17 protein-coding genes are annotated in these 24,809 nt (G+C 41.9%); 7 read left to right on the top strand and 10 right to left on the bottom strand.

What is annotated here, in order from left to right:
• The first annotated feature begins 182 nt into the window (after nt 1-182).
• Nucleotides 183-1,205 (top strand): aromatic ring-hydroxylating dioxygenase subunit alpha, encoded by a 1,023-nt coding sequence (locus AC1F2U_RS05820; protein WP_480260246.1) that lies wholly within the window; start codon nt 183-185, stop codon nt 1,203-1,205.
• A gap of 56 nt (nt 1,206-1,261) precedes the next feature.
• Here AC1F2U_RS05820 and AC1F2U_RS05815 read toward each other — a convergent pair whose 3' ends face one another.
• Nucleotides 1,262-2,476: a DUF790 family protein gene (locus AC1F2U_RS05815; protein WP_480260245.1), complete on the bottom strand. Its 1,215-nt coding sequence runs from the start codon at nt 2,474-2,476 to the stop codon at nt 1,262-1,264.
• A complete protein-coding gene (locus tag AC1F2U_RS05810) occupies nt 2,406-3,992 on the bottom strand; it encodes a DEAD/DEAH box helicase (RefSeq protein WP_480260244.1) in 1,587 nt (528 codons plus the stop codon). The genes AC1F2U_RS05815 and AC1F2U_RS05810 overlap by 71 nt, the downstream gene beginning before the upstream one ends.
• 202 nt (nt 3,993-4,194) lie before the next feature.
• Between AC1F2U_RS05810 and AC1F2U_RS05805 the strand changes: the two genes are divergently transcribed.
• Complete coding sequence (locus AC1F2U_RS05805) at nt 4,195-4,359, top strand: hypothetical protein (protein WP_480260243.1); 165 nt, start codon at nt 4,195-4,197, stop codon at nt 4,357-4,359.
• Between the two features lie 46 nt (nt 4,360-4,405).
• Complete coding sequence (locus tag AC1F2U_RS05800) at nt 4,406-7,069, top strand: PAS domain-containing sensor histidine kinase (protein ID WP_480260242.1); 2,664 nt, start codon at nt 4,406-4,408, stop codon at nt 7,067-7,069.
• Nucleotides 7,070-7,345: 276 nt separating this feature from the next.
• Here the strand turns inward: AC1F2U_RS05800 and bioD are convergent, their stop codons facing one another.
• From bioD to AC1F2U_RS05785, 3 genes are all read right to left on the bottom strand, one after another.
• On the bottom strand, nt 7,346-8,041 hold the full coding sequence (bioD, locus tag AC1F2U_RS05795) for a dethiobiotin synthase (RefSeq protein WP_480260241.1): 696 nt from the start codon (nt 8,039-8,041) through the stop codon (nt 7,346-7,348).
• The gene (locus tag AC1F2U_RS05790; protein ID WP_480260240.1) at nt 8,041-9,777 is read right to left on the bottom strand and encodes a protein kinase domain-containing protein; all 1,737 of its coding nucleotides are present in this window, start codon (nt 9,775-9,777) and stop codon (nt 8,041-8,043) included. Before AC1F2U_RS05790 ends, bioD begins: the two co-directional genes overlap by 1 nt.
• A 782-nt stretch (nt 9,778-10,559) precedes the next feature.
• A complete protein-coding gene (locus tag AC1F2U_RS05785; protein ID WP_480260239.1) occupies nt 10,560-10,802 on the bottom strand; it encodes a hypothetical protein in 243 nt (80 codons plus the stop codon).
• Between the two features lie 564 nt (nt 10,803-11,366).
• On the opposite strand from AC1F2U_RS05785, the gene AC1F2U_RS05780 reads away from it, so the two are divergent.
• Nucleotides 11,367-12,383 carry a ribose-phosphate pyrophosphokinase gene (locus AC1F2U_RS05780; RefSeq protein ID WP_335006499.1) on the top strand — a complete coding sequence of 339 codons (1,017 nt, stop codon included), beginning with the start codon at nt 11,367-11,369 and terminating at the stop codon, nt 12,381-12,383.
• Nucleotides 12,384-12,724: 341 nt separating this feature from the next.
• On the opposite strand, the gene AC1F2U_RS05775 is transcribed toward AC1F2U_RS05780, so the two are convergent.
• The 5 genes from AC1F2U_RS05775 to AC1F2U_RS05755 all read right to left on the bottom strand — a co-directional run bounded on the left by AC1F2U_RS05775 (nt 12,725) and on the right by AC1F2U_RS05755 (nt 21,678).
• Nucleotides 12,725-16,348, bottom strand: coding sequence for a response regulator (locus AC1F2U_RS05775; protein WP_480260238.1), 3,624 nt, complete (start codon nt 16,346-16,348; stop codon nt 12,725-12,727).
• Nucleotides 16,349-17,036: 688 nt separating this feature from the next.
• Nucleotides 17,037-17,948, bottom strand: coding sequence for a hypothetical protein (locus tag AC1F2U_RS05770; protein ID WP_480260237.1), 912 nt, complete (start codon nt 17,946-17,948; stop codon nt 17,037-17,039).
• A 59-nt stretch (nt 17,949-18,007) separates the two neighbouring features.
• A complete protein-coding gene (locus AC1F2U_RS05765) occupies nt 18,008-18,286 on the bottom strand; it encodes a GlsB/YeaQ/YmgE family stress response membrane protein (protein ID WP_335231842.1) in 279 nt (92 codons plus the stop codon).
• Nucleotides 18,287-18,676: 390 nt separating this feature from the next.
• Nucleotides 18,677-19,537: a 16S rRNA (cytidine(1402)-2'-O)-methyltransferase gene (gene rsmI, locus AC1F2U_RS05760; RefSeq protein WP_480260236.1), complete on the bottom strand. Its 861-nt coding sequence runs from the start codon at nt 19,535-19,537 to the stop codon at nt 18,677-18,679.
• A 236-nt stretch (nt 19,538-19,773) separates the two neighbouring features.
• Nucleotides 19,774-21,678, bottom strand: a complete 1,905-nt coding sequence (locus AC1F2U_RS05755; protein WP_480260235.1) for a heavy metal translocating P-type ATPase — start codon at nt 21,676-21,678, stop codon at nt 19,774-19,776.
• A 251-nt stretch (nt 21,679-21,929) separates the two neighbouring features.
• Here AC1F2U_RS05755 and AC1F2U_RS05750 point away from each other — a divergent pair, with 251 nt between their 5' ends.
• The 3 genes from AC1F2U_RS05750 to AC1F2U_RS05740 are packed head-to-tail and all read left to right on the top strand — an operon-like array spanning nt 21,930 to nt 24,651.
• Entirely contained in the window at nt 21,930-23,009 is a 1,080-nt protein-coding gene (locus tag AC1F2U_RS05750; protein WP_480260234.1) for an AAA family ATPase, read from the top strand.
• Nucleotides 22,996-23,541: a hypothetical protein gene (locus AC1F2U_RS05745; RefSeq protein WP_480260233.1), complete on the top strand. Its 546-nt coding sequence runs from the start codon at nt 22,996-22,998 to the stop codon at nt 23,539-23,541. The genes AC1F2U_RS05750 and AC1F2U_RS05745 overlap by 14 nt, the downstream gene beginning before the upstream one ends.
• 3 nt (nt 23,542-23,544) lie before the next feature.
• Nucleotides 23,545-24,651: a precorrin-8X methylmutase gene (locus AC1F2U_RS05740; protein WP_480260232.1), complete on the top strand. Its 1,107-nt coding sequence runs from the start codon at nt 23,545-23,547 to the stop codon at nt 24,649-24,651.
• Nucleotides 24,652-24,809: the final 158 nt, after the last annotated feature.

Raw genomic sequence — 24,809 nt, 5'->3', positions numbered from 1 at the left:
AGCTTTACAAGCAACAATGATTACTAAACCACCTACCTAAAATGTATAAGCACTATTACTCCATAAGCTAATTAGAATGTAAAACAATTCTTCCTAAATTTGCCTGTAGATACACCAAAAGAGATACAGCAATATTTACTTCAGACATTGCCATAATTTAAATACGATCGCTCCCACCCACCATGCAATTTGCAGATTTCTGGTACATTGTCGCACTCAGCGAACAGTTACAACCTAACCAAGTATTATCACGCACCGTTTTAGGAGAATGGTTAGCGATATTTCGCGGTGAAGATGGACAAGCCGTAGCTTTGCGCGATCGCTGTTTACACCGCAATAGCCGTCTATCATCAGGTAAAATCTGTAACGGTGCTTTACAATGTCCCTATCATGGTTGGGTATATGACGGGGTTGGAAACGTTATTGCTGTTCCAGCCGAAGGAGATGATTTCAAATCTTCCCCACAGCGTCGAGCCAAGTGTTACGCTACCAAAGAACAGGATGGCTATGTTTATGTGCGGTTAGCCGATACCCCAAGCGTTAATCTTGAACCCTTTTCTATGCCTAACTACGGTCAAACAGGATGGGAGACGGTACGGGTAATTAATCATTTTGCTAACAATGTTACTAATTGTGCGGAGAACTTTATTGATATTCCCCATACGGCTTTTGTTCATCCTGGTGTTTTCCGTACTTCCCGCCAACAAAAGTTAGAGATGACTGTTGAACGCTGCAATGGTTCGGTTTTGGTGGAGTATCGCAACGAAAACAGTAATTTGGGATGGTACAGCCGTTTTCTGAATTTACAGAATGCAGAGATTAAACATAGCGATCGCTTTTATATGCCCAATATTACCTCTGTGGAATATAAAATGGCACATAATCGCCATTTGTTCATTACCAGTCAATCTATTCCAGAAACCGATAATTCAACTCTGGTTTACACCGATGTCACCTATAACTATGGTATTTGGAATAAATTAGCACGTCCCTTTGTGCGGTGGACTGCTCAACACATTATCCGCCAAGATGTGGAAATTTTGGGTATTCAGGGGGAAGCGATCGCTAAATACGGGACACAATTTTATAATACGCCTGCGGACACAATCCATATATTTGTCGAGTCAATTATGGCAGCTATATCTCGTGGAGAAGATCCGCGTTTATTGCCAAATCAATCAGTAAAAGTTACATTTTGGGTTTAAAAAAAATATCATCTCCGCATAAATTAGTTATGATTTACCCAATCATTTTTCCTTGTTCAATCCATCACAGCTAACACAGCTTTTGGCAATAACTTATCTTTAAACCAAACAATTCTGGCAGGTACATCATTTAATTTTACTCCCGCCTTCTCTAAATTAAGTCGCTCGGAAATTGCCAAAATCAAATCATCACGTCCAGCCCGCCGCACCTGAGAAAACTTCTTTTGTAAATATTCTGGTCGCCAATAACCAACAATTTCTAACAAGAAGGTGCGTCCATCAGGATGCACCAAGCGAAAATCAGGAATCATTACGCTACCAGGAATTGGGATTAAATCAACTTCTCGCTCTAACGCCCAACCACTTTTCAATGCATCCCATTTATCAGCAAAAGATGCTTCTAACATACTATCGTAGGGCTTACCTGGTGGATAGTGGGATACCAAACCACATTCAGAATTGAGAGTAAAACGTCCAGTTTTCCAAGTATTTGTATAAGCGTCACGGCTTTGGAGAATCGAAGAAAGACTCCATTTAGTAACGTGAAGTAAAGCCGGAATAAGTTTAGCGATCGCTAACCCATATCGCGTACTAGGATTAAATAAACTCGTCGGCCCGTCAATGGTAATTGTAAACCCGTGGTCAGCATCACCCTCAATATAAGCCATCAATTGAAACAACTTTAAATAGCGAAATAACAACTTATATTCTCCCGGAACATTCCGGTGAGCATTTAACACCAGTTGACTGGCCTTATAAAACACACCCTGTACCTGAGATAAGTTATATCTATTTAATACATCTGGTGCTGTTGGTGCATCAAAAACAGTCAAAATTTTATTTTCAGATAAATCAGCATAGAGTCCATTACGAACCTGTTCTAATAAAACTTCCCGCTCAAGTTCTTGAGTTAACTCATCAGCAATTTTACTCAGAGTAACTTGGGTTGATTCCCGACTAGAAACAGACTTTGCAGCCAGAGAAAACACCCGTTCTCTTAACATCTGTGGTTCCAAAGGACTAACCACCTCAAAAGTGCAAAAACTGCTTTTGAGAATATAAGCTAATCCCCGCTTCACCCGATAATCTGTAGAATCTCCTTCAAAATCAGTCAGCTGTCGCTCAAGCACACCTTGAGTCTTCCCTACTGCTGATTGAAAATAATTAATTAACTCAGTCGCCAACTCCGAAGTTCCCCGATCAATCTTCAGTCTCTTCGGGATGATCTCCTCCCCGTTTTGGCGATGCATCAGTAAATCTGTCGGTAACATCTGAATTCTGGATTTTAGATTTTGAACTTCCGGTTGAATAATTAATTTCTAACTGTTCCGCAGCCTTCAAACTCCGTTCCTTCTCACTCCCATACACAACCTGTAACTTCCCCTTCCTCTCTTTTTCTCCCCCTGCTTCCCCTGCTCTCCTCTCCCCTCTTCGCCTAGCTGAAGTCCCCTCCTCACTCGTATCCTCTGCCACCACCTCATACAAAATCGCCTGCTTATTCTCAATATTCCCCTTCCGTAAAATCCTACCCAATCGCTGAGTATACTCCCTAGCCGAACCCGTTCCCGATAAAATAATCGCCACAGAAGCCGCAGGTACATCAACACCTTCATTCAACACATGAGAAGCAACCAAAGTATTATATTTACCCTCTCGAAACTTGGTTAATATCTCATGGCGTTCTTTCACAGGAGTTTGATGAGTAATTGCCGGAATTAGCAACTCTTGAGAAATGCGGTAAACCGTCGTATTATCAGCAGTAAAAATCAAAATTCTTGCCGGATAATGTTCTGCCAATAAATTAATCAGAATTCGCAACTTTCCATCAGTACCCAAAGCGATATCTTTCGCTTCTCGATGCGCTAACATTGCCCTACGTCCAGATTGCGATCGCGCACTCATTTGCACGAACATTTGCCAACCTTGCAAACTCCCTAAAGAAATCTTTGATTGCTTCAAAAAGTCATTGCGAGTTTGAATTAACTGGTTGTATCTTTCCCGTTCAAGTTGCGATAACTTAACCTTAATTTGGACAATTTCATGTTCTGCTAACGCCTTCCCTGCCAAATCTTCAGCGCGTTTGCGATATACTTCTTGACCAATGAGGATATTTAAGTCAGCGTGCTTGCCATCAGTACGTTCCGGTGTCGCGGAGAGTCCCAGGCGATAAGGTGCGATCGCATATTCAGCAATTACCCGATTAAAATCTGTTGGTAAATGGTGACATTCGTCAAAAACAATCAACGCATATTGATTTCCCAACGTCTCAGCGTGAATTGCGGCACTATCATAAGTTGCAACTAAAATTGCCGTTCGATCCCGCGAACCACCTCCCAGTAATCCCACCTCAGCATCGGGGAAAGCCGCTACTAAATGTGCATACCATTGATGCATTAAATCCAAAGTTGGGACTACAATCAGCGTCGTTCGTGGCGTTGATTGCATCGCCATTTGCGCCAAATAAGTCTTTCCCGCCGCCGTGGGAAGCACAACGACTCCTTGTCTACCCGCCAGTTTCCAAGCTGCTAGCGCCTCAGTCTGGTGGGGATAGGGTTCCATTTCTAGAGTAGGAACCAAATCTACAGGATAAAATTGCTTGGCCTCATCGATAAAATTCACATCTTCCGCTTGTAGTGCTTCCACTAGCGATCGGTATCTAATTGCTGGGATGCGGAATTTTTCAACTCTATCATCCCACGTAGCGTAGTCCATCCAACCTTTACCGCGTGGTGGTGGATGTAAAATTAATGTGCCACGATCAAAATTTAATGTAGGGGTACGAGCCATGAGTATTGGGTTTTGGGTTTTGGGCATTGGGGAGGCAGTGCGGTCTTCTCCCAAGGGGAGACGCTAAAAGCGATGGGGTTTCCCCAAGTGGAGTAACTGCCGTCATTGGGCATTGGGCATTGGTAATTAATTTCCATTCACCATGCCCCATGCGCTATGCCCCATTCCCTAATCTATTGATTACTAATAACGCAAAAAGTGCATGATTCATCCAACTAACTCTGACAAAACCCAACTAGATGCGCTCATTAGTCATGGAATGTCCTATCGGCAAACCAACAATAACCTGTCCGAATCCCACAAAGAACAGCGACAGAGCTTTATGCTGAAACGACTGCAATTGCAGGCGCTCGCATTTTCTAGCTGATTTTGGGAATAATCCTTTAGCTAGCTGCATAAAAGGAGAAGCCACATTGAGAGGAACACGTTCCCTTCTAGCGCCTTATGCTGTGGCACTATTGGCTGTTGGTAGCGTATTGCTATTAACACTATTGCTACAGCCACTACTAAAATCAAGTATTTTCCTGCTATTTTTTGCTGCCGTGGCGGTTAGTGCCTGGTATGGGGGCATGGAAGCAGGGTTACTGGCTACTGCTTTGTCTACTTTAGCCGTCAGCTACTTTTGCTTAGAACCAGTGTTTTCGCTCTTGGTTGCAAGTCTAGACAATATACTGCGCTTAGGCTTGTTTATGCTGGTGACAACAATTATTAACTTGCTGAACTCAGAATTACGCACTGCCAAACAACATCTTCAAACGAGTTTGCAGAAACTACAGGTGAGCGAAGCCAGATTTAGAAGGTTGGTAGAGTCCAACATTATTGGGGTAATTGTAGCCAAGATGGATGGGGCGATCGCAGAAGCTAATGATGCTTTTTTACGAATGGTAGGTTATTCCCAAGAGGATTTGCTCGCAGGGCGAGTCAGATGGCGCGAGATGATCCCGCCAGACTATATTGAAACTAACAACAGTGCGATCGCAGAACTCACAACTAAAGGCGTGTGTCAGCCTTTTGAGAACGAATACATCCGCAAAGATGAGAGCCACGTTCCTATCCTGTTAGGTTCTGCTTTGTTAGAAAATAACCAAGATGATATTATTTCTTTTGTGATTGATTTAAGCAAACGCAAACAAGCAGAACTTGCCCTTTCCAAAAGCGAAGAACGCTATCGCACTTTTTTAGAGCAGAGTTCAGAAGGTATTTGGTGCATTGAACTGGAAGTACCAATTTCGCTAGATTCTCCAGAAGATGAACAAATTCAACATTTTTACCAATATGTTTACTTGGCAGAATGCAACAATGTTATGGCACAGATGTATGGCTGTTCTCGTGCCGAAGAAATTATCGGTGTCAGATTAGGAGACTTTCTTGTTGCCTCCGATCCCCATAATATTGCATACCTGCGTAACTTTATCCGTTCTAACTACCGACTAATTGATGCCGAGTCTCATGAAATAGATAAGCAAGGTAATTCTAAATATTTTTTGAATAATCTAGTGGGAATTATCGAAAATGGATTTTTAGTTAGAGCGTGGGGAACTCAACGCGATATCACAGAACACAAACGAGCAGAAACAGCACTCCGTGAAAGAGAAGATGAACTGCGCCTAATTACTAATGCTGTGCCCGTCAAGATTTCTTATGTTGATAGCGAGCAGCGTTATCGCTTTAATAATAAAGAATATGAAGACTGGTATGGGCTTCCTGCTTCCGAAATTTCTGGTAAACATATTAGAGAAATTTTGGGAGAGTCGGTTTATCAGTCTGTTCTTCCTTATGTAGAAGCAGTACTTTCAGGAGAGCAAGTAACTTACGAAACCCAATTACCTGATAAATATGGCACAAACTGTTACGTGAATGTCACTTACATTCCCCAGTTCAGCCAGGAGGGGAAAGTTGCAGGATTTGTTGCCCTCATCACAGATATTACACTTCACAAGTTAGCAGAAGCAGCTCTTAAACAAAGCGAGAAACGGTTAAAAACACTTACCGAAAAAGTCCGGGTGATTCCTTGGGAAGTAAATGCCAATACTGGGAATTTTACTTACGTAGGTCCGCAAACTGTTGAGATTCTAGGCTACCCATTGTCAGACTGGTACACTGATAATTTCTGGAAAAAAAATATGCATCCAGAAGATCGGGAGTGGGCTATTGAGTATTGCCAAAAATCTTCTCTATCACTAAATAATTACGAATTTGAATACAGAATGTTGGCTGCTGATGGCAGAGTTGTCTGGCTATATGACATTGTAAATGTAGTGCGAGATGAAAATGGGCCGCAACTACTGCATGGATTCATGATTGATATTAGCGATCGCAAGCAAGCAGAGCAAGAACGCGAAGAACTGCTTAAACGCGAACAAGCAGCACGCGCCGATGCCGAAACTGCAAACCGAATGAAGGATGAGTTTCTCGCAACACTATCGCACGAACTCCGTACACCCCTCAATGCTATATTGGGCTGGACGCAGCTACTTAGAACTCGCAACTTCGATCGAGCTACTAGTGGCCGGGCACTAGAGACAATTGAACGTAATACTAGATCCCTGGCACAACTAATTGAAGATGTTCTCGATGTATCACGGATTATTAAAGGCACACTCCATTTAAGTATGGAGCGGGTTGAACTTGTATCGCTTGTAGAGGCGGCAATTGATACTGTGTATCCAGCAGCCCAAGCTAAAGAGATTAGTATCAAATGTAAATTCGACCCGAAAGTAGAGATAGTGGGCGATGCCAACCGCTTGCAACAGGTTGTGTGGAATTTGCTCTCCAACGCCGTCAAGTTTACACCCAAGGGCGGCAGAGTTGATGTGCAATTAGAGTGCATTGAATCTTACGTGCAAATTCGGGTGAGTGATACGGGAGCAGGAATTGCTGCCGAATTCTTACCCCATGTATTTGAACGCTTTCGTCAAGCTGACAGTTCCAGCACGCGATCGCATGGCGGACTAGGATTAGGGTTAGCGATCGTCCGTCACTTGGTAGAATTACACGGTGGTACAGTGTTAGCCGAAAGTCCAGGAATTGGACAGGGGGCGACATTCATTGTCAGTCTGTCAATGAAAGCTATTTAGGATGGAGGCAGGGGGCAGGAGGCAGGAGGCAGGAGGCAGGAGGCAGGAGGCAGGAGGCAGGAGGCAGGGGGCAGGAGGCAGGAGGCAGGAGGCAGGAGGCAGGAGGCAGGAGGCAGGAGGCAGGGGGCAGGGGGCAGGAGGCAGGAGGCAGGAGGCAGGAGGCAGGAGGCAGGAGGCAGGGGGCAGGAGGCAGGAGGCAGGAGGCAGGAGGCAGGAGGCAGGAGGCAGGAGGGGAAAAGCTTATTGCAACTTCTCCCCTGCCTTCCCTCGGTAATCTCAATTTAAATCATTCTCAAGTGTTAGTGTTTCCCAATCTAAATCTGATGCTATTTGAGCAAGTTTATCTAAATCAGTTAGGTTATCTAGATAGGGTAAGCAGCCTAAAACTGGCGTGTTAGTGAGTGATTGAATTAATTGAAATGGTGTCCAGTCGGCTATTTCTGCATCAGTTCGGGGTTGTACGCAGTTCAAAACAATGCCTTTGAGATTGACGCGCGATTGTCTAGCTAACGCTACATTCGCCACTGCTTGAGCGATCGCACCCAATCTCACTGGTACTACCAATACTGTTGGTAAATGCCATTCCCCCGCCAAATCAGCTACCGTTAATTCTTCAGTTATTGGCGAACCTAACCCACCCAAGGCTTCTACAAGTACAAAATCACGCTGCGATCGCAATTTAGATAAAGCTTGCCACACAAGTGCTAAATCTACTCGGCGATTTTCCCGTGCTGCTGCTATGGGAGGAGCCAGAGGTGCTTGAAAGTATAAAGGTGTAATTTCTTCAGCAGATTGTTCTAGCACGAATAGCTTTTGATACCATTCGCGATCGCCAATTCCCGATTGAATCGGTTTCATGATTCCCCAGCGACGCTGCGGGTAATATTTTTGCCAATAAGCTGCTAACGCTGTTGTTAAAACAGTTTTACCAGCTTCTGTATCAGTTCCAGTAATCAGTAGTGTGTTTAACATTAATTTCTTTGGCCAGAAAATGGTTGTGTTCCATCAGCCGGCGGCAAAGTCGGCGCTTCAGTAATCGTCGGAATTGGCAAGGGTGTCTCTGTGGGAATTGGCAAAGGTGTCTCTGTGGGAATTGGCAAAGGTGTCTCTGTGGGAAGTGGCAAGGGTGTCTCTGTGGGAATTGGCAAGGGTGTCTCTGTGGGAATTGGTTTGACTGGTTTTTCTAATGCAACATTGAGATTGTAATTGCTTTCGGCAACTCCTGAAAGCAGAGTTAACTCAATAGTATATCTACCAGTAACCAACAATGTGCCTTGATAAAATGTGACTTGTTGGGCAGTACTATCAATTGGTTGTCCATTGGGACTTAAGACTGTTAGCAGAATGCTGCTTCCTGGGTCAATGAACGTGTTTAATTTAGTACCTTCTCGTCCAAAAAAGGTGTACTGGATGATTTGATTTGCTTTGAGAGTACCTTCAACCGCGATCGGGTTAGATGTTGTCAGCTTGAGGCGCTCAGTAGATACAACAGGGCGATCGTTAGTAGGTGTGGATGTTGGTGTTAATGTCGGTGTTGGTGTCAGTGTGGGTATAGGTGTCGGTGTCGGTGTGAATGTAGTACCACCAGAAATTACTGGTGAAGGGAAATTTTGTGGAAGCGTCTCATCTGATGTTTTTGACTGACTGCGGATGGAACTGACTAGTGCCCAAGAACCAAATCCTGCTACGATCACTACACCAATGGCAATTGCGGCGATCGCTAACGGATTATCCAAAATTGAGTTAGTGGGACTTGCTGGAATCACAGGATCGGTTTTCTTGGGTGAAGTTGCTGGTGCTACTAAATCAGGACGGCGACTAACTGCCATTGTCTGCAAGTTAGACACATTTACATTCGGAACACTGACTTCATGTAAAGGTTGTAGTGCTTGAGATACACTAGCAGCACTTTGATAGCGATCGCTCGGTATATGATTCAACATTCGATTCAACACTACAGCAAATCGCGGATTTACTTTTACCCACCGCTGCCAATTCCAAGTTAGTTGGTTTCGATCGAATAGATCCTTTGGTTCTTTACCAGTCAGCAAAACAATCGCGCTTACCGCTAATGCATACAAATCACTACTAGGATAAGCTCCCCCTGTTTGCATTTGTTCGCTGGGAGAGTAGCCTAATTTTCCGACGGTGGTTTCTGGTATGGGACTATCTGGCGATTGTAAACGCGTTGCCAGTTCCTTCACTACCCCAAAGTCAATTAATACAGGTTTAGCATCACTATCTCGCAAAATAATGTTTTCTGGCGAGATATCCCGGTGAATAATTCCTCGACTGTGAATATGCTCTAAAACAGGCAACAACAACTCTATCAGTTGCAATACTTCAGCCTCTGTGAAAGTTTTACCCACAGCTTGACGTTCAGCCAGCAGAGTGCGGTACGTCTGACCTGCAACGTAGTCCTCCACCAAAAATAAGCGTTGGTCTTGCTCAAATCTTTCCCGGAATTTCGGCACTTGTGGGTGTTCGATTTGATATAAAATAGCAGCTTCTCGGTGAAAAAGCTCTTGTGCCCTCTCCCAATCCAAAGCCGACCTTGCTGTTGAATTCAATTCTTTGATCGCGCAAAGTTCGTTAAAGCGCCTCTGGTCTTCTGCCAGATAGGTTCTACCAAATCCTCCTTGTCCGAGAATTTGAATTATGCGGTAACGGTTTTGCAAGACAGTGCCAACTGTAATCGGTGGTTGCATGATCGGATGATTGAGTGTAGTAGCAACTGAGGAGATCGCCCACAAAGATTAAGTCCAAGAGGCGACGGGACAGTTACCTGCGGCAATATTCTACTATACCCAACAAGTAGACTCTACCAGAGCAAGGTTGTTTCCTACTGCATAACTCCTCAATTCAATTTCTCTGCTTGGGAAAACAAGAAATTTTGAAATATCCAAAATTAACTTGAGAATCCAAGTTATATAGCGGTTATCAGTTGAGTGCAATACAGACCTAACCCCCAGCCCCTTCCCTACTAGCGTTGGGGAGTAAGATTCAAAGCCTCTCTCCTAAAAGGAAAGAGGAATGGAAGTGAGGTCAAACTGTATTGTTTCCATTCGAGAACCGCTATACAAATCACTCATATCTTTTTCAATCAATCCTCTGGAAAAATAAAAAATTGCAATCGGCTAACTGTACTTGTGTAAGCCAAGCTTCTGCACAATAAAATAGGTAGCGATCGTCCTTATAAAGAATAGTGTTATCTCAATCAATAATGATTTATTTAGCACTACAAATCTTGATTTTGTCAATTATTATTTGAGCTATAGCAATCCTAAATCATTTGTGAAATTCTCTGTTTCTTTTCTTGGCGATCTTGGCGACTTGGCGGTTCGATAGTTTTCACAACTCAAATAGGATTGCTATAGATGGCGTTTCTCTTCGATCCTAAATTTGCGCTACTGCATCAAAAAATTTTAAAATTTTTCATCTGCAAAATTCTCAAAATTCTGCCATTGGGCTATTTACCGAATTTATTCCCTCAGCGATCGCCCCAACATCCGAAATCACCATTCGTTTGAATCGCAGGGCAGAGGCAGTTCTCGCTGCACCCAAGTAGAGCGATCGCAATCACCCAAAAATCAGGCATACCCAAGATTACTAATTTTATCCCCGTAATAATACGGACATAAACTACTTCAGATGTGATTGGTCGCTTACACTTTACAGGATGTTCGCAGACAGATTCAACATTATTGATATTGAACAATTTTTCTATATTCAACTAAAAAAATCCGTAAAAATACTTATAATTACTCAAATGGAATTACCTTTGTTAAGTAATGTTTAAGTATCAAAAAAACATCTTTATTTAATCTTTATCTAAAAACTTGCTAGTGCGTGGATAAATTTTGTCCACTGCCAGCTTCTTCTAGCCTCTATAATTGTCACTTTTGTCAATGCGTAGATTAGCGAGTAATAAGCTACCCTTTGACTACTTAGTTCCAAGTGCTATACTGTGTGAGAACAAACTTTTTAATATCACTAAAGTTGTCAATGCTTTACTGTCAACTATCAATGAGGTAATTAGAATAACTTAGCACACCAATAATGTTTAAGCGATTAGGGTTATTTACCTCAACCAAAAAATTGAACCATAGCCTAGTGCATGGACTTGATGTCAGTTAAGCTATGAATAGCTTGTTTGCCAAGAAGACTAAATAAGTAGCGAATAATAATTTTATGCAAAAATGTTTAAATTTTGTATGGAAGCTTCAACAAAACTTACAGATGTTTCTTTAGGCTATTTCTTGCTTAAATCTATTAAATCTCTAATGATAATATTGCTATGAATGCACATAGAGGATCTGCTGTGCTCAGTTCTGCAACTTTCAAAGTGCAGCCATCCGCAACAGGACTGAACGATAATCATCGCCTGCGGCTGTTTTCTGGCTCTGCCAATTTACAACTGTCTCAAGAAGTCGCTCGTTATCTGGGCATGGACTTGGGGCCAATGATTCGCAAAAGATTTGCGGATGGAGAACTTTACGTTCAAATCCAAGAATCAATTCGAGGTTGTGATGTTTATTTAATCCAGCCATGTTGTCAACCCGTCAACGATCATTTGATGGAATTATTGATTATGGTTGACGCCTGTCGTCGAGCTTCTGCGCGACAGGTAACGGCAGTAATTCCCTACTATGGTTATGCTCGTGCCGATCGCAAAACGGCAGGACGAGAATCAATAACCGCCAAACTGGTTGCTAACTTGATCGTGGAAGCAGGTGCCAACCGCGTTCTCGCAATGGATTTACACTCGGCTCAGATTCAAGGCTATTTTGACATTCCCTTTGACCATGTTTACGGTTCACCAGTATTGCTAGATTATCTAGCCAGCAAACAACTCCCCGACTTGGTGGTTGTTTCTCCCGATGTTGGTGGTGTAGCACGGGCTAGGGCATTTGCAAAAAAACTGGATGATGCTCCACTGGCGATTATTGACAAACGTCGTCAGGCACATAATGTTGCAGAAGTGTTAAACGTCATCGGTGATGTTAAAGGCAAAACGGCAGTGTTGGTGGATGACATGATCGACACTGGGGGAACGATTGCAGAAGGGGCGCGATTACTGCGTGAAGAAGGAGCGCGTCAGGTATACGCCTGTGCAACTCATGCGGTATTCTCTCCACCAGCGATGGAGCGGTTGTCTAGTGGCTTGTTTGAAGAAGTTATTGTCACCAATACCATTCCCATACCAGAAAACAATCGTTTTCCACAACTAGTGGTGCTGTCAGTAGCTAATCTGTTGGGAGAAACTATCTGGCGAATTCATGAAGATACTTCAGTTAGTAGTATGTTCCGCTAACTGCATTCCCGTTACAGGGATAAATTACCCACATTGACTCCTTGATTGAGTGCAGTGTGGGTTTTTGCTTTTAATTATTATGCCAACACTAATACCAATTTGAAAAATGATTGCGACAGATGGATTCACACCAAGCCAGACGCACCAAGGCAATTCCCAATCCAAAATCTCAAATCCAAAATCTCAAATGGTATAACGTCCCTGTTTTGGCATAAGTGATATTTTTACTTCCTCGCTTATGATTCCCAAATCTATGCAGAAAGCCTAAAAATCCCTCCCCTCTGCCCCTCTGCCCCTCTGCGGTCTTAATGATAAGTCTTTAAGCGGACATGATAGACTCCTTACCGATATAGCCAAACCCGGAGTAGTGAAAGCAGTTGCTCGGTATCTACAGGTTTGGTGATGTAGTCAGAGGCTCCAGCTTCGATGCACTTTTCCTTGTCACCTGGCATGGCTTTGGCAGTTAAAGCAATGATTGGTAGCGAGCGAAACTGTTGTTGTTGGCGGATGGCGCGGGTGGTTTCGTAACCATCCATTTCCGGCATCATGATATCCATCAAAACTATATTAATTTCAGGATTAGCTTGCAGTCTTTCTATGCCATCTCTACCATTTTCGGCAAACAAAACTTGCATTTGATAGCTTTCTAAAAAGCTGGTTAGGGCAAAAATATTTCTGAGGTCATCATCTATAATCAAAATTTTCCGATTAGCCAGCACCGGGTCAGTTTGATGTAATTGCTCTAGCATTTGCCGCTTTGGTGTGGGCAAATTTGCTTGCACCCGATGCAAAAATAGCGCAGTTTCGTCTAATAATCGCTCTGGCGATCGCACATTTTTAATAATAATTGTTTCTGCTAGTCCCCGCAGCTGGGTTTCTTCTTGTCGGCTGAGTTCTTTACCGGTGTAAACAATTATCGGCAGTTTCAAAAGCTTGGGTTCAAGCTTTATCTGCTCAATTAGGGCAAACCCGCTCATATCGGGCAGACCCAGATCGAGTACCATACAATCAAAGTGTTGCGATCGCAAAATCGAGAGTGCTTCTGCCCCTGTACCTACTGCTGTACTCTGGACATCGCCGTTACCAATCAGTTCGATAATACTTTGGGCTTGTACGGGGTCATCTTCTACAATTAAGAGATTTTTTACCTGACGCTCAATAAAGCCTTTAATCTCAGTCAATACCTGAGTTAGCGCTTCTGGAGACACGGGTTTTTGTAGATAGGTAATTGCTCCTAGTTGTAATCCCCGTTGTTGTCTTTCATCAACAGAAAGTATGTGTACTGGTATATGTCTGGTATCTGGTTTATGCTTCAGACGATCCAGCACCGTCCAACCATCCATCTCTGGCATGTGGATATCTAGCATAATTGCATTGGGTTTAAACTGTTCTGCTAGTGCTAGACCTTGTTTGCTTTGTAAAGCAACAATAGTTTTAAAACCCTGCTGACGGGCCATATCTAATAAGATGCGGGCGAATTTATCGTCATCTTCGATAATTAGCAAAATGCGATCGCCTGGTTGAATTATTTCTCGGTCATCTGGAATATCGTGGGGTAAGCTGGGAAGTACTTTCACCGATGGAGAGATGTCCACAGTTGGGGGTCTGTTTTCCACCTTTGGCAGTTCTTTTATGGTCGATGTTGTGCGGATCGGGGTGGTTGGCTCCAGGGGTGGTGTGGTGATATTTTGACTATTTTTTTCCTGTTGCTTGGGCAAGTAAAGGGTGAAGGTGCTTCCCTGTCCTGGCTGGCTGAGTAGTTCAATTCTCCCTCCCAATAGTTGAGCTAATTCACGGCTGATGGACAAGCCCAAGCCAGTCCCGCCGTACTTGCGGCTGGTGGTGCCATCTGCTTGCTGAAATGCCTCGAAAATAATCTTCTGCTTTTCGGCTGGAATGCCTATGCCCGTGTCGCTGACGGCAAAAGCGATCGTGGAATTATCAACTTGAAATATTTGTAACTTCACGCCTCCCTGTTCTGTAAATTTAAAGGCGTTAGCGAGGAGATTTTTCAGCACTTGTTGCAGACGTTTGGAGTCGTTATAAATTGTTGGGGGTAACTTCTCATCCCGTTCAATAGTAAAACTGATTTCTTTATTGTGGGCAACTTGCCGGAAAGTCTGCTCTAGAGATGTTTCCAAATCTGCAAGAGCAATTTGCTCAATATCGAGCGACATAGTACCCGACTCAATTTTTGCCAAATCGAGAATGTCATTGATCAATTCCAGCAAGTCAGTTCCAGCCGAGTAAATAGTTCGGCTGTACTCTACCTGTTTGTCGGTCAAGTTGTTAAGAGAGTTATCTGCTAACAGCCTTGCTAAAATTAATAGGCTATTTAACGGTGTCCGCAGTTCGTGGGACATATTCGCCAGAAATTCTGACTTATATTTGGAAGACAAGGCCAGTTGTTCAGCTTTTTCCTCCAAAGACTTCCTCGCTCGCTCGACTTCCTGGTTCTTGCGGGCCACTTCTCGATTTTGAACTTCTAACAATTCTGCTTTTTCTTCTAGTTCCTCATTTAGTTGTTGCAGTTCTTCGTTAGATTGCTTGACAAGAAATTGTGATTCTTCTAACTCGTGCGCTTGTTCTTCTAGGCGTTGATTGCTTTGCTGTAGTTCTTCTTGCTGGGTTTGCAGTTCTTCTGTTAAAGCAACAGACTCTTCAAGTAGTTGCTGTGTTTGCAATTGTGAGGCGATGTTATTTAAAAATACACCCAGATTTTCACTCAATTGCTCTAAAAATGTTAGGTGCAACTGGTTAAAAGGCCCAAAAGAGGCAAGTTCAATTACAGCATTTACCTGCTCCTCAAATAGTATGGGCAAGACAATAATATTTAGCGGTGGTGCTTCTCCTAAACCGGAACTGATGCGGATATAGTCACTGGGAACTTCTGTGAGGAGGATTCTTTGTTTTTCTAGGGCGCATTGTCCCACTAATCCCTCACCCAAACGAAACTGATTTGCGAGGTTTTTTCGCTCTTTATAAGCATAACCACTCAGCAACTTCAGCACAGGCTGGTCGTCTATGGAGTCCATCACATAAAAAACGCCCTGTGATGCCCCAACTAGTGGTGCTAAATTCGACAATATCAGACTAGACACGTTTTCCAGATTTCGCTGCCCTTGGAGCATCTGAGTAAATTCAGCTAAGTTAGATTTGAGCCAGTTTTGCTCCTCATTTTTTTGAGTTGTGTTTCGCAGATTAACGATCATTTCGTTAAAGGTGCGCGTCAACACGCCAATTTCATCTTGGCGATCGCTATCTGGTAAACTTACCGATAAATCCCCATCCGCCATTTTTTCTGCCAAATCAGAAACTTGCTTCAGGGGTACTGAAATATGTCTGGTCAGGGTGAAGCCGATCAAAGCTAAGAGCAAAGAAAAGAAGGGAATACTATAGACAATGCTGGCGAGCGTTTGCCGACCAGCTGCTTGTGCTTTCTCAGAACGCTGTTTTAGCAGTGCATTCTCTTCATTTTTCATCGCCTGGATAACTTTCTGGATATTATCCATCAGTTGCTTACCCTGGTCTGTCAGAACAGCTTTTTGAGAAGCTTCTAAGCCCTGGCTTTGCCGTAGCTCTATGACATCTTTCATTACAGCCATTCTCTCGGTTAGTAGTGGCTGCAAAATATCAAGCCGATTTTGTTGGTTGGGGTTATCTGCCGTTAACCTTTGAATTTCCCTAACTTTTTGATTCAGTACTCGAATCGCAGCGTTATAAGGTTCTAAATAACGCTGTTCTCCAGTAATAATGTAACCGCGTTGCCCTGTCTCAGCATTTGTCAGTTGCAAGTTGAGGTCTTCTAGCTGACTTAACACCTGGTAAGTATGGCTTTCTTTGCGCGAAGTTTGAATAAGCTCATTGGTGCTTTGGTAGGAGATTAAACCAATGGTGGTCAGAGTTGCCAAACTCAAGGCAAAACTTACTCCAATCTTGGGTCCAATCTTCAAACGGTTTAACATTATTCCAGGCAGGTATTCAAATTATTTCTGTTTTTGAGACTTTTTTGATGATGGTTTTGGCTATGCAAAATTAATGGGGGATATTTAGTTTATCTAGGATATACCTAATTTTTTGCACACTAACTATTATCATTTGTCTTCTAACTTTTTACAAATGTATCGATACTTAAATAAGTATATATCTAAATACTAATATTTTTCTCTAAGATTTTGACAATAAATCATTCAATAGCATAACTTCTTTCAAAAGAAGCAACTACTTGATTATGCCTTTAATTGAATATTGCTGTGGATAAGTAAAAATTTTTGCTTAGATTCCAAATTTAACATTAGCTAAAAAATGGTATTTTTAAGTTATATTTTAATGGTTCAATAACTTTGAAATTAACAAAAAGACTGGATAGTAAAATTAAACAGCCGAATCAGTAAAATTCAATTAATAAAAACATAATTTATTCTAGACACTATATGTGGATTTTGCGGTTGGATATAATATCTCTGCCATTGTACATCAATCTACAGAGCAACCGTAACCTTAGCGATCGCCAGCAGCATTCCATAGGAAAGTCAAGGTTTCAAAAGACAACCTCTACCATAGAAGCATATAATTTATAGTAGAAAAGTATTGTTAGGAATATGCACAATCATGGCGTGTCGAAAAATCTGTTGATATTAACTTGGCATTTAACTAGAAGTTGTTGATCGGCAGGCGCTCGCTTCTAGCTGCATCAAGCTCGGATTGACTATAAATACTAAAATGTTGAACCTTGTTACTCTCTAAAATCGCTCTTGCACCTGCTACATAGATATCAGTACCTTTTAGTACTAATAAGTAATGGCCAAGAGTCAGATGATGCTCATAATATCTAGCTAGCTCATCAGAAATTCCTAAAGTAGTATATTTATCTTGGGAACTGCTAATATTCACCCCAGAAATATCACCCAGATTGCTTGTATTTTTAACAACTATTGATATTTGACTCATTGGGAAGCCGGCGGTTTTCAGTTCAGTCACCGCTGCTTGTGCATCTTGATGTCGGTAAAAAACGCCAAGTGCATATTTATAGCGATTATTTGGGGTCGAGTATGGTTCAAAGACTCCCCATTGTTGAATATCGCGGCGATTAAAAATCCTTTTGGCAAGACGAATTTCTATGTCTATACCGGTTACTATCACCAAATAGTAACCTTTACAGACAAGATCGCTATAACCCTGTGCAAGATTTTCAGAAATTCCTAAACTTAGGAACAAACTAGATAAACCACCTGCTAAAGTGGTAGCGATCGCTGTTACTTCCGCTCCGGCTAAGATGACTGGGCCTATACCAGGAATTACCAAGAGGACTAGATCGACTGATAAACCAGCAATATTTCCTAAAGAATCACTAGCAACGGCTCCAGCAGCATCTTCTGAGGATGTATTGCCAGTGTTTTGGATGGTTTCAACACCAGCAATATCACTTTGTTCTTCTGTATTCCGTGCAATAACAGAAACTTTTTCCATTGGAAAATTAGAAGCTTTTAGTTCCTGAAGTACCAATTGTGCATCGGAATACCCAGCGAAAACTCCTATAGTTCTTCGCTCTTTCTCTAATGTCATTTTATCGGTTTATTGCAGTTAGAAGTGATTCCCAAAATTGTTACCTGAAATTGAGGTAATTACACAGCTCGACGAGTCAGTAAACCCCAAAGGAAAATTAGTATCATTGCACCAATAACAGCAAATAAAATGCTTCCCAGAGATAAAGCTCCAGATGCAGCTGCTGCTGCCGAACCACTTCCTAGCAATACTTGACCCAAATAACCACCAAATACGGCTCCAAGGATTCCTAATATAATGGTAGAGATAATACCGCCACCTTGGGTTCCAGGATAAAATAACTTAGCTAACGCACCTGCAATTAAACCCAAAACCAACCAAGCAATAATGCTAGTCATCGAATTTCTCCTTCACTGAAAATCTGCTTTGTTTGCATTTGACTAATTTCATATTAAAGTTTGCCTCCAAAATTTCCGATCTATCTAGAGAACTAATATCATAAATCTTTAGATATCATTTGAATATTCGCCAAGTCATCTTTGAGGATGAATATACAAATTAGTCACATTCTGTACATTCAAGTGTTTGTATAGCAGTCCTATTTGACATCATATAAGATGTAGATAAGGAAGCTAACCGCATTCTATATGAGACACGACGTGTAGCTTACTTCCCTGTATGGGTAAGCGTAGTATCTTGTAGAGAAGGACAGAAAAGGAAGAAAAAATAAAGAAATATATACATTTCAAATTTAGATTTTTGATTTTCAAAAAAGCGATATCAGCCGTTCAAGGCTCAGGACTGGAGACTATAGAAAGAGCTAGTTGATATAGTTGGCGACGGGGAAGGGAAGTAAATTTTGCTAACTGACGGCTAGCTTGCGATCGCGATATTCCTTGACTAATTAACTGTTTCAATTCGGCTTTCAATTCTTCTTCTGTCAGTTGGGGCTGACTGGCTGGAATTCCCGCTACAACTAATGTATATTCACCTTGGGGTTCTCGTTGAGTGTAGTAAGCGATCGCTTCGGCAATTGTCCCCCGCCAAAATTCCTCATACAATTTAGTTAACTCCCGTCCTAGCACAATTTGGCGATCGCTTCCCCAAACAAGAGCTAAGTCTTGCAAAGTATCTCGCAAACGGTGCGGCGATTCATAGAAAATCAAAGTGCGAGATTCTGTTTGCAGAGATTCTAAATGTTCTTGTCTCTGTTGGGTTTTCGCTGGGAGAAAGCCTTCAAAGACAAACCGATCTGTTGGTAATCCAGCTGCACTCAAAGCGGTAATTGCTGCACTAGCGCCAGGAATGGGAACTACTGGAATTCCCGCTTCAATACAGGCTTTCACCAGTTCATACCCAGGATCGGAAATACCTGGCATCCCCGCATCGCTCACCAGAGCGATCACTTTGTTATTAACTAAATGCTCTAATAATTCTGGGATACGGCTGGTACGATTGTGTTCGTGGTAACTCACCTGGGGTGTTTTAACTTGAAAATGCTGTAGCAGTTTCCCCGTATGACGCGTGTCTTCTGCAGCAATGATATCCACAGTTTGCAAAATTCGCACTGCCCGAAAGGTGATATCTTCCAGGTTGCCAATTGGTGTGCCGACAACGTAAAGTGTTCCTGGTTTTGGATCGGTTTGCATGAGTAAGAGTTAAGAGTTAGGAGTTAAAAGTTAAGAAGTCAAAATAATAATTTACGTATAATGTGAATTGAGTATTCACCACATTTCATACTCAAATTTTGCTTTTTTTGACCCGATGAAAGTTTCTAATTCATCAATTTCAGTGATTTCGGGTATTTCTGGTCTTTTAAGACGCGATAAATCGCGTCTCTACATCTGGGTTTTGTTGATCGCTCTGAACTGTATTGCGTCCTATCTTATTTCAACAATCTTAGTCCACTGAGGGTAACTAATACTGTGGAACCTTCATGGCCAATGACGCCGATTGGTAGGTTAATATTTCCTAGAAAGTTGCCGACTAAAAGCAACATAATGAAACTCAACGCTACAACTATATTTTGTTTTACTATGAGTTGCGATCGCCTGCCCAAATACATCGCTACAGCAATTTTTTCTAACCTGTCTGCCATCAGTACGATATCTGCGGTTTCTAATGCCACATCGCTACCAGATACTCCCATCGCTATACCTACAGATGCTTGCGCTAAAGCTGGTGCATCATTTATCCCATCGCCTACCATTGCAACTGTTTGATATTGTTGCTGTAAACGGCGGATAATATCCAGCTTATCTTCTGGTAGAAGTTGGGCATATACCCGATCGATTCCGACTGCGTTGGCGACACTGTGAGCAGTTTCCTGATTATCCCCGGTTAACATGACAATTTGTTCAACTCCCAGTTTCTTTAACCGGGTAATAGTTGCGGCTGCTTCCGCTCTTACTTCATCTGCGATCGCAATTACACCCATCACCTCTGTTCCCCGTGCTACCCAAACCACTATTTTACCGTCTTGCTCCCAATGAACTAGTTCTTGCAATTCTTCAGGGAAATTTGTCACATATCTCTGTATAAAAACGGCATTCCCGACAATTATTTGTTGTTCTTGAGCAATTCCAATAATTCCCTCTCCAGGTATGGCTTGCACTTTGATTGCACCAACCCAATTTAAATCACTAGCCGCTTTGACAATTGCCTTACCGATGGGATGTTCGGAAGAGGATTCTACACTAGCAGCCGCTTTTAATACATCATTCTTAGTGTATTCACTAGCTGAAACTACCTGGAATACCTGCAACTGTCCTGTTGTGAGAGTACCAGTTTTATCAAATGCGATCGCTCGGACTTTGCCAATCTTCTCCAACTGCGCCCCATTTTTAAACAAAATCCCCTGTCTTGCACCATTGGCGATTCCCGAAAGCAGGGTGGGCATAATTGCAGCCATCAACGCACAGGGAGAAGCCACCACAAGGAAAGTAAGAGCGCGATAAATTGTTGTTTCCCAATCCCAACCCCAAAGAAATGGGGGTAAAGTTGCCAGTAATATTCCAGCTACTACAATGACTTTTGCATATCCTTTCTCAAAGCGATCGATAAACTCTTGGGAAGGTGGTGCTTCTGTTTGCGCTTGTTCTACCAAACGAATCACACGCTGAATCAAACTGCTTTGGGCTGGTTTGTGTACTTTAATTTGCAATGCACCATAGCCGTTGAGCGTACCTGCAAATACTTCTGCGCCCACTGTTTTCTCTACAGGTAAAGACTCGCCTGTAATTGCAGCTTGATTAAGAGTGCTGTAACCAGATAAAATTATCCCATCAGTAGGAATTAGTTCTCCAGGTTTGACGACAATCTGATCGCCCACTTTTAGCTGACTGATAGGAATTTCCTCTTCCCTCCCCTGAAGCAAAACCCTTGCTGTATCTGGTGTCAAACTCATCAAACTATGGATACTCCGCTCAGTTCGCTGCATTGCATAGCCTTCTAATGCGCCACTAATGGCAAAGATCAGAATCAAAATTGCCCCATCAATAATTAGATGATATTCTCTTCGCCATAAGCCGAGGCTAGCAGCACCAATCGCTGCCACAATCATCAGCAAATCTACATCAAGTTCTTTTTCTTTGAATAGAGTAGTCAATCCTTCCCGCGCACTTTCGTAACCACCAATTACATAAGCAGCTGGTAGTAGCAGGAACGCCAATCCCAACCAACCGAGATGCAAGGCGAACCATCCGAGAAATAGCAGTAAGCCACACAAAAGGGCTGCTAAAGTATCTGCGTGTTCTCTGGTAAATTGGCCCAAACGTTGGGGGTAGAGCATGAGAGATGAATTTACAACGACTCTCTCACGCTAAACCTTGACATTGATGTTAATGTCAAGCCTTATAATGAATTTGAAATGCAGAGGGACGCAAAGTTAAATCTTTATCTGTGTTCTTGGAGCGTTTTTCAAAAGTGGGATGTGGGTAAATGCGACGATTTAACTGTTACGTTTAAAATTGCACTAGTAGGAAAAAATATATGCTAAAGCGAATATATATTGATAACTTTCGCGGCTTGGTAAATTTCGAGATGAATTTTGACTCGATTAATCTGTTTCTTGGTGGTAATGGAACAGGTAAATCAACTGTTTTTGAAGCCTTGCGGAAAATTCAAAATTTTGTAAGTGGTCGCAAAAACCTAGAAGAAATTTTTCAATATACTGACTGTACTCGTTGGCAAACTTTACAAATTCAGCGTTTTGAATTAGAAATTACTGGAAATAATGGTCATTATAAATATGAATTGGCTATTAAACATAATCAAAATAAAAATCATGTTGAATATGAACGTCTCTGGTTTAATAACCAAATCTTGCTGAAGTTAGAAGAAAATGAATTTCAAATTTTTCGAGAAGATACTTCTGAATTAGGAAATATTACATTCCCCTCATCAATATCAGACTTTATTTCTCTGGTATCGTTATTTTCTACGAATACTAATAGTACTAAGATAGCTTGGTTTGCAAAAAGAATGCAGCGATTCATTATTGTACAAATTATTCCTAGTCTTATGGTTGATGGCAGCGAGAAGGAAGAAATAAGTCTAGATTTTAGAATGGAAAATTTTGTTTCCTGGTATCGTTACATTTCAGAAGATCAAGGTAAAGTTTCTGAACTTATGAAAATTCTACAAGATGTGTTAGAGGGTTTTGTAAGTTTTAAATTTGAACAATTTAGTGAAAGATATCGAACTTTAAAATTGCGATTTACAACAGGTGAAGATAAAAAAAACATTATTGATTATCGTTTTAGCGAATTATCTGATGGACAAAAAGTGTTAATTGCTCTGTACACCCTTGTTTATTGCACTCAGTCTGAAGATTACACACTGTGTATTGATGAACCAGAGAATTTTTTAGCCCTGCCAGAAATTCAGCCTTGGCTAATTCAGCTTTATGACCTTTGTAGTGTGGGAAAAATGCAGGCTTTGCTAATTTCTCATCATCCTGAATTAATTAATTATCTTTTAGCATCGCCTATAGGTTATTGGTTTGAGCGTCAGAGTAATGCTCCTGTGCGAGTGAAAAAAATTAGTAATGAAGTTGCTGAAAATACTGGATTACCTATTTCAGAACTAATTGCGCGGGGTTGGCTTTATGAATCGGCGTAGAGTACAGATTGTAATTCTGTGTGAGGATAAGCAACAAGAAGTTTTTGCTAGGCATTTTCTGAAAAAACGAGGTTTTATTTTAGATAGAAATCTTAGAATCGAAATCTGCCCAAAAGGTGCAGGAGAACAGTTTGTCAGAAAGCGTTACCCCACAGAAGTAAAAGCATATCGTAGCAAAAACTATCTTTCAGGAATGCTTGTAGTTTTGATTGATGCGGATAAAAAAACGGTAGAGGAAAGGCTAAAGCAATTAGATGATGCACTGATAGAAGATTTGCAACAGATTCGCCAGCCGAAAGAAGCGATCGCAATATTTATACCCAAAAGAAATATTGAAACTTGGATACATTATTTACAAGGTGAAACTGTTGATGAAGAAACAGAATATTCAAAATTAAACAATGAGTCAGTTTGCAAGCCCTATGTGGAAAACTTGGTAAATCAGTATTATCAAGGTTTGGATGAAAATGCACCGCCATCTCTTCAGGCGGCTTGCGAAGAGTTACAAAGAATTTTGCCGTTGTTGGAGTAAATCATGAATGCTGGTTGCTTAACTATTAAAGAACTCACTGATGCGGTTGGCGGTGGTTTAACTCCGCGGATGGTGCGACATTACCATCAATTGGGACTGTTACCGCAACCAGTGCGATCGCGTAGCAATTACCGTCTCTATACCAAAACAGATGTTCTCAGGTTACAACGGATTGTCGCACTTAAGCAGCAAGGGTTTCAGCTAAATCATATCCGCAATATTTTGGAAGTGGAACCAGAAGCCGACACAACGGTTAACCTCATGGGACAACTTCAGCAGCAATATCGCGCGGTGATGCAACAAATTTCCCAACTGCGGCAAACTGCATCAGCATTAGAAGGATTATTGGGGCGCGATCGCCATTGTCAAATTATCCAAGCGGAAGTTTTGGCGCAACTGAAGTTACTTGATGTTGAAACCCAAGCTGGATTGGGAGGATTGGAAAATCTCTGGAGTGGTTTGGATGCCGAAATTCATACCCACTCGGAAGCTTTTACCGAATCGCTACAACGCTTACTACCCGATCTGTCTCACCGTTCGGAAATTGAACAACACTTAATTTCTCAGTTGGTTTTGGCTTGTGGCGATGTCAGTTTAGTATCCTTTGTGAAATTGAGTCGAGATGCGATCGCAGCTAGTCGAGAAGCTTTATCTGCAAGTTGTCAAATTGTTGTCGATACTCAAACGGTTGCGGCTGCTTTAGATCAAACCCGATTACTTCACTTAGGATGCTGCACTGAAACCTTGATTGATAATCCCCATATTACTACTGCCACTGAAGCCGAAGTTGCTTTTTGGCAACATCAAGAATGGCGAGAAAAATTGCAGCAAGTAAATAATGGTTGTGTGCTGGTAGTTGGTTATGCTCCCTCAGTACTTCTGGAAGCTTGTGAAGCCATTGCTAACCAAAAAATTCAGCCTGCATTAGTTATTGGAATGCCCATTGGCTTTAGCCATGCTCCCGCAGCCAAGCGACAACTGATGCAACAAGGGATACCTTATATTACTGTTGAAGGGACTTTGGGAGGTGGTGCTTTAGCTGCAACTGCCTTAAATGCTTTGGTTGAGTCACTGATTGATAAGCCAGATTGTCATTGTTATCTCAAATAAGTGCTGAACAATAAGTATTCATTTAAGCACTCAGCACTCAGAACTACTGAAAATAATATTGTTAAATAATATTGAATTTGCTACACTTTACCAGTTTTAGTAATTCAATAATTCATAATCGCGGTCATCAACTACCAACTTGTGTATAAGTTGCAATA

Source organism: Nostoc sp. LEGE 12454 (assembly GCF_056620565.1).
Note: the sequence above shows the minus strand (reverse complement) of the source record. Positions and strands in the feature narration are given on the sequence as shown.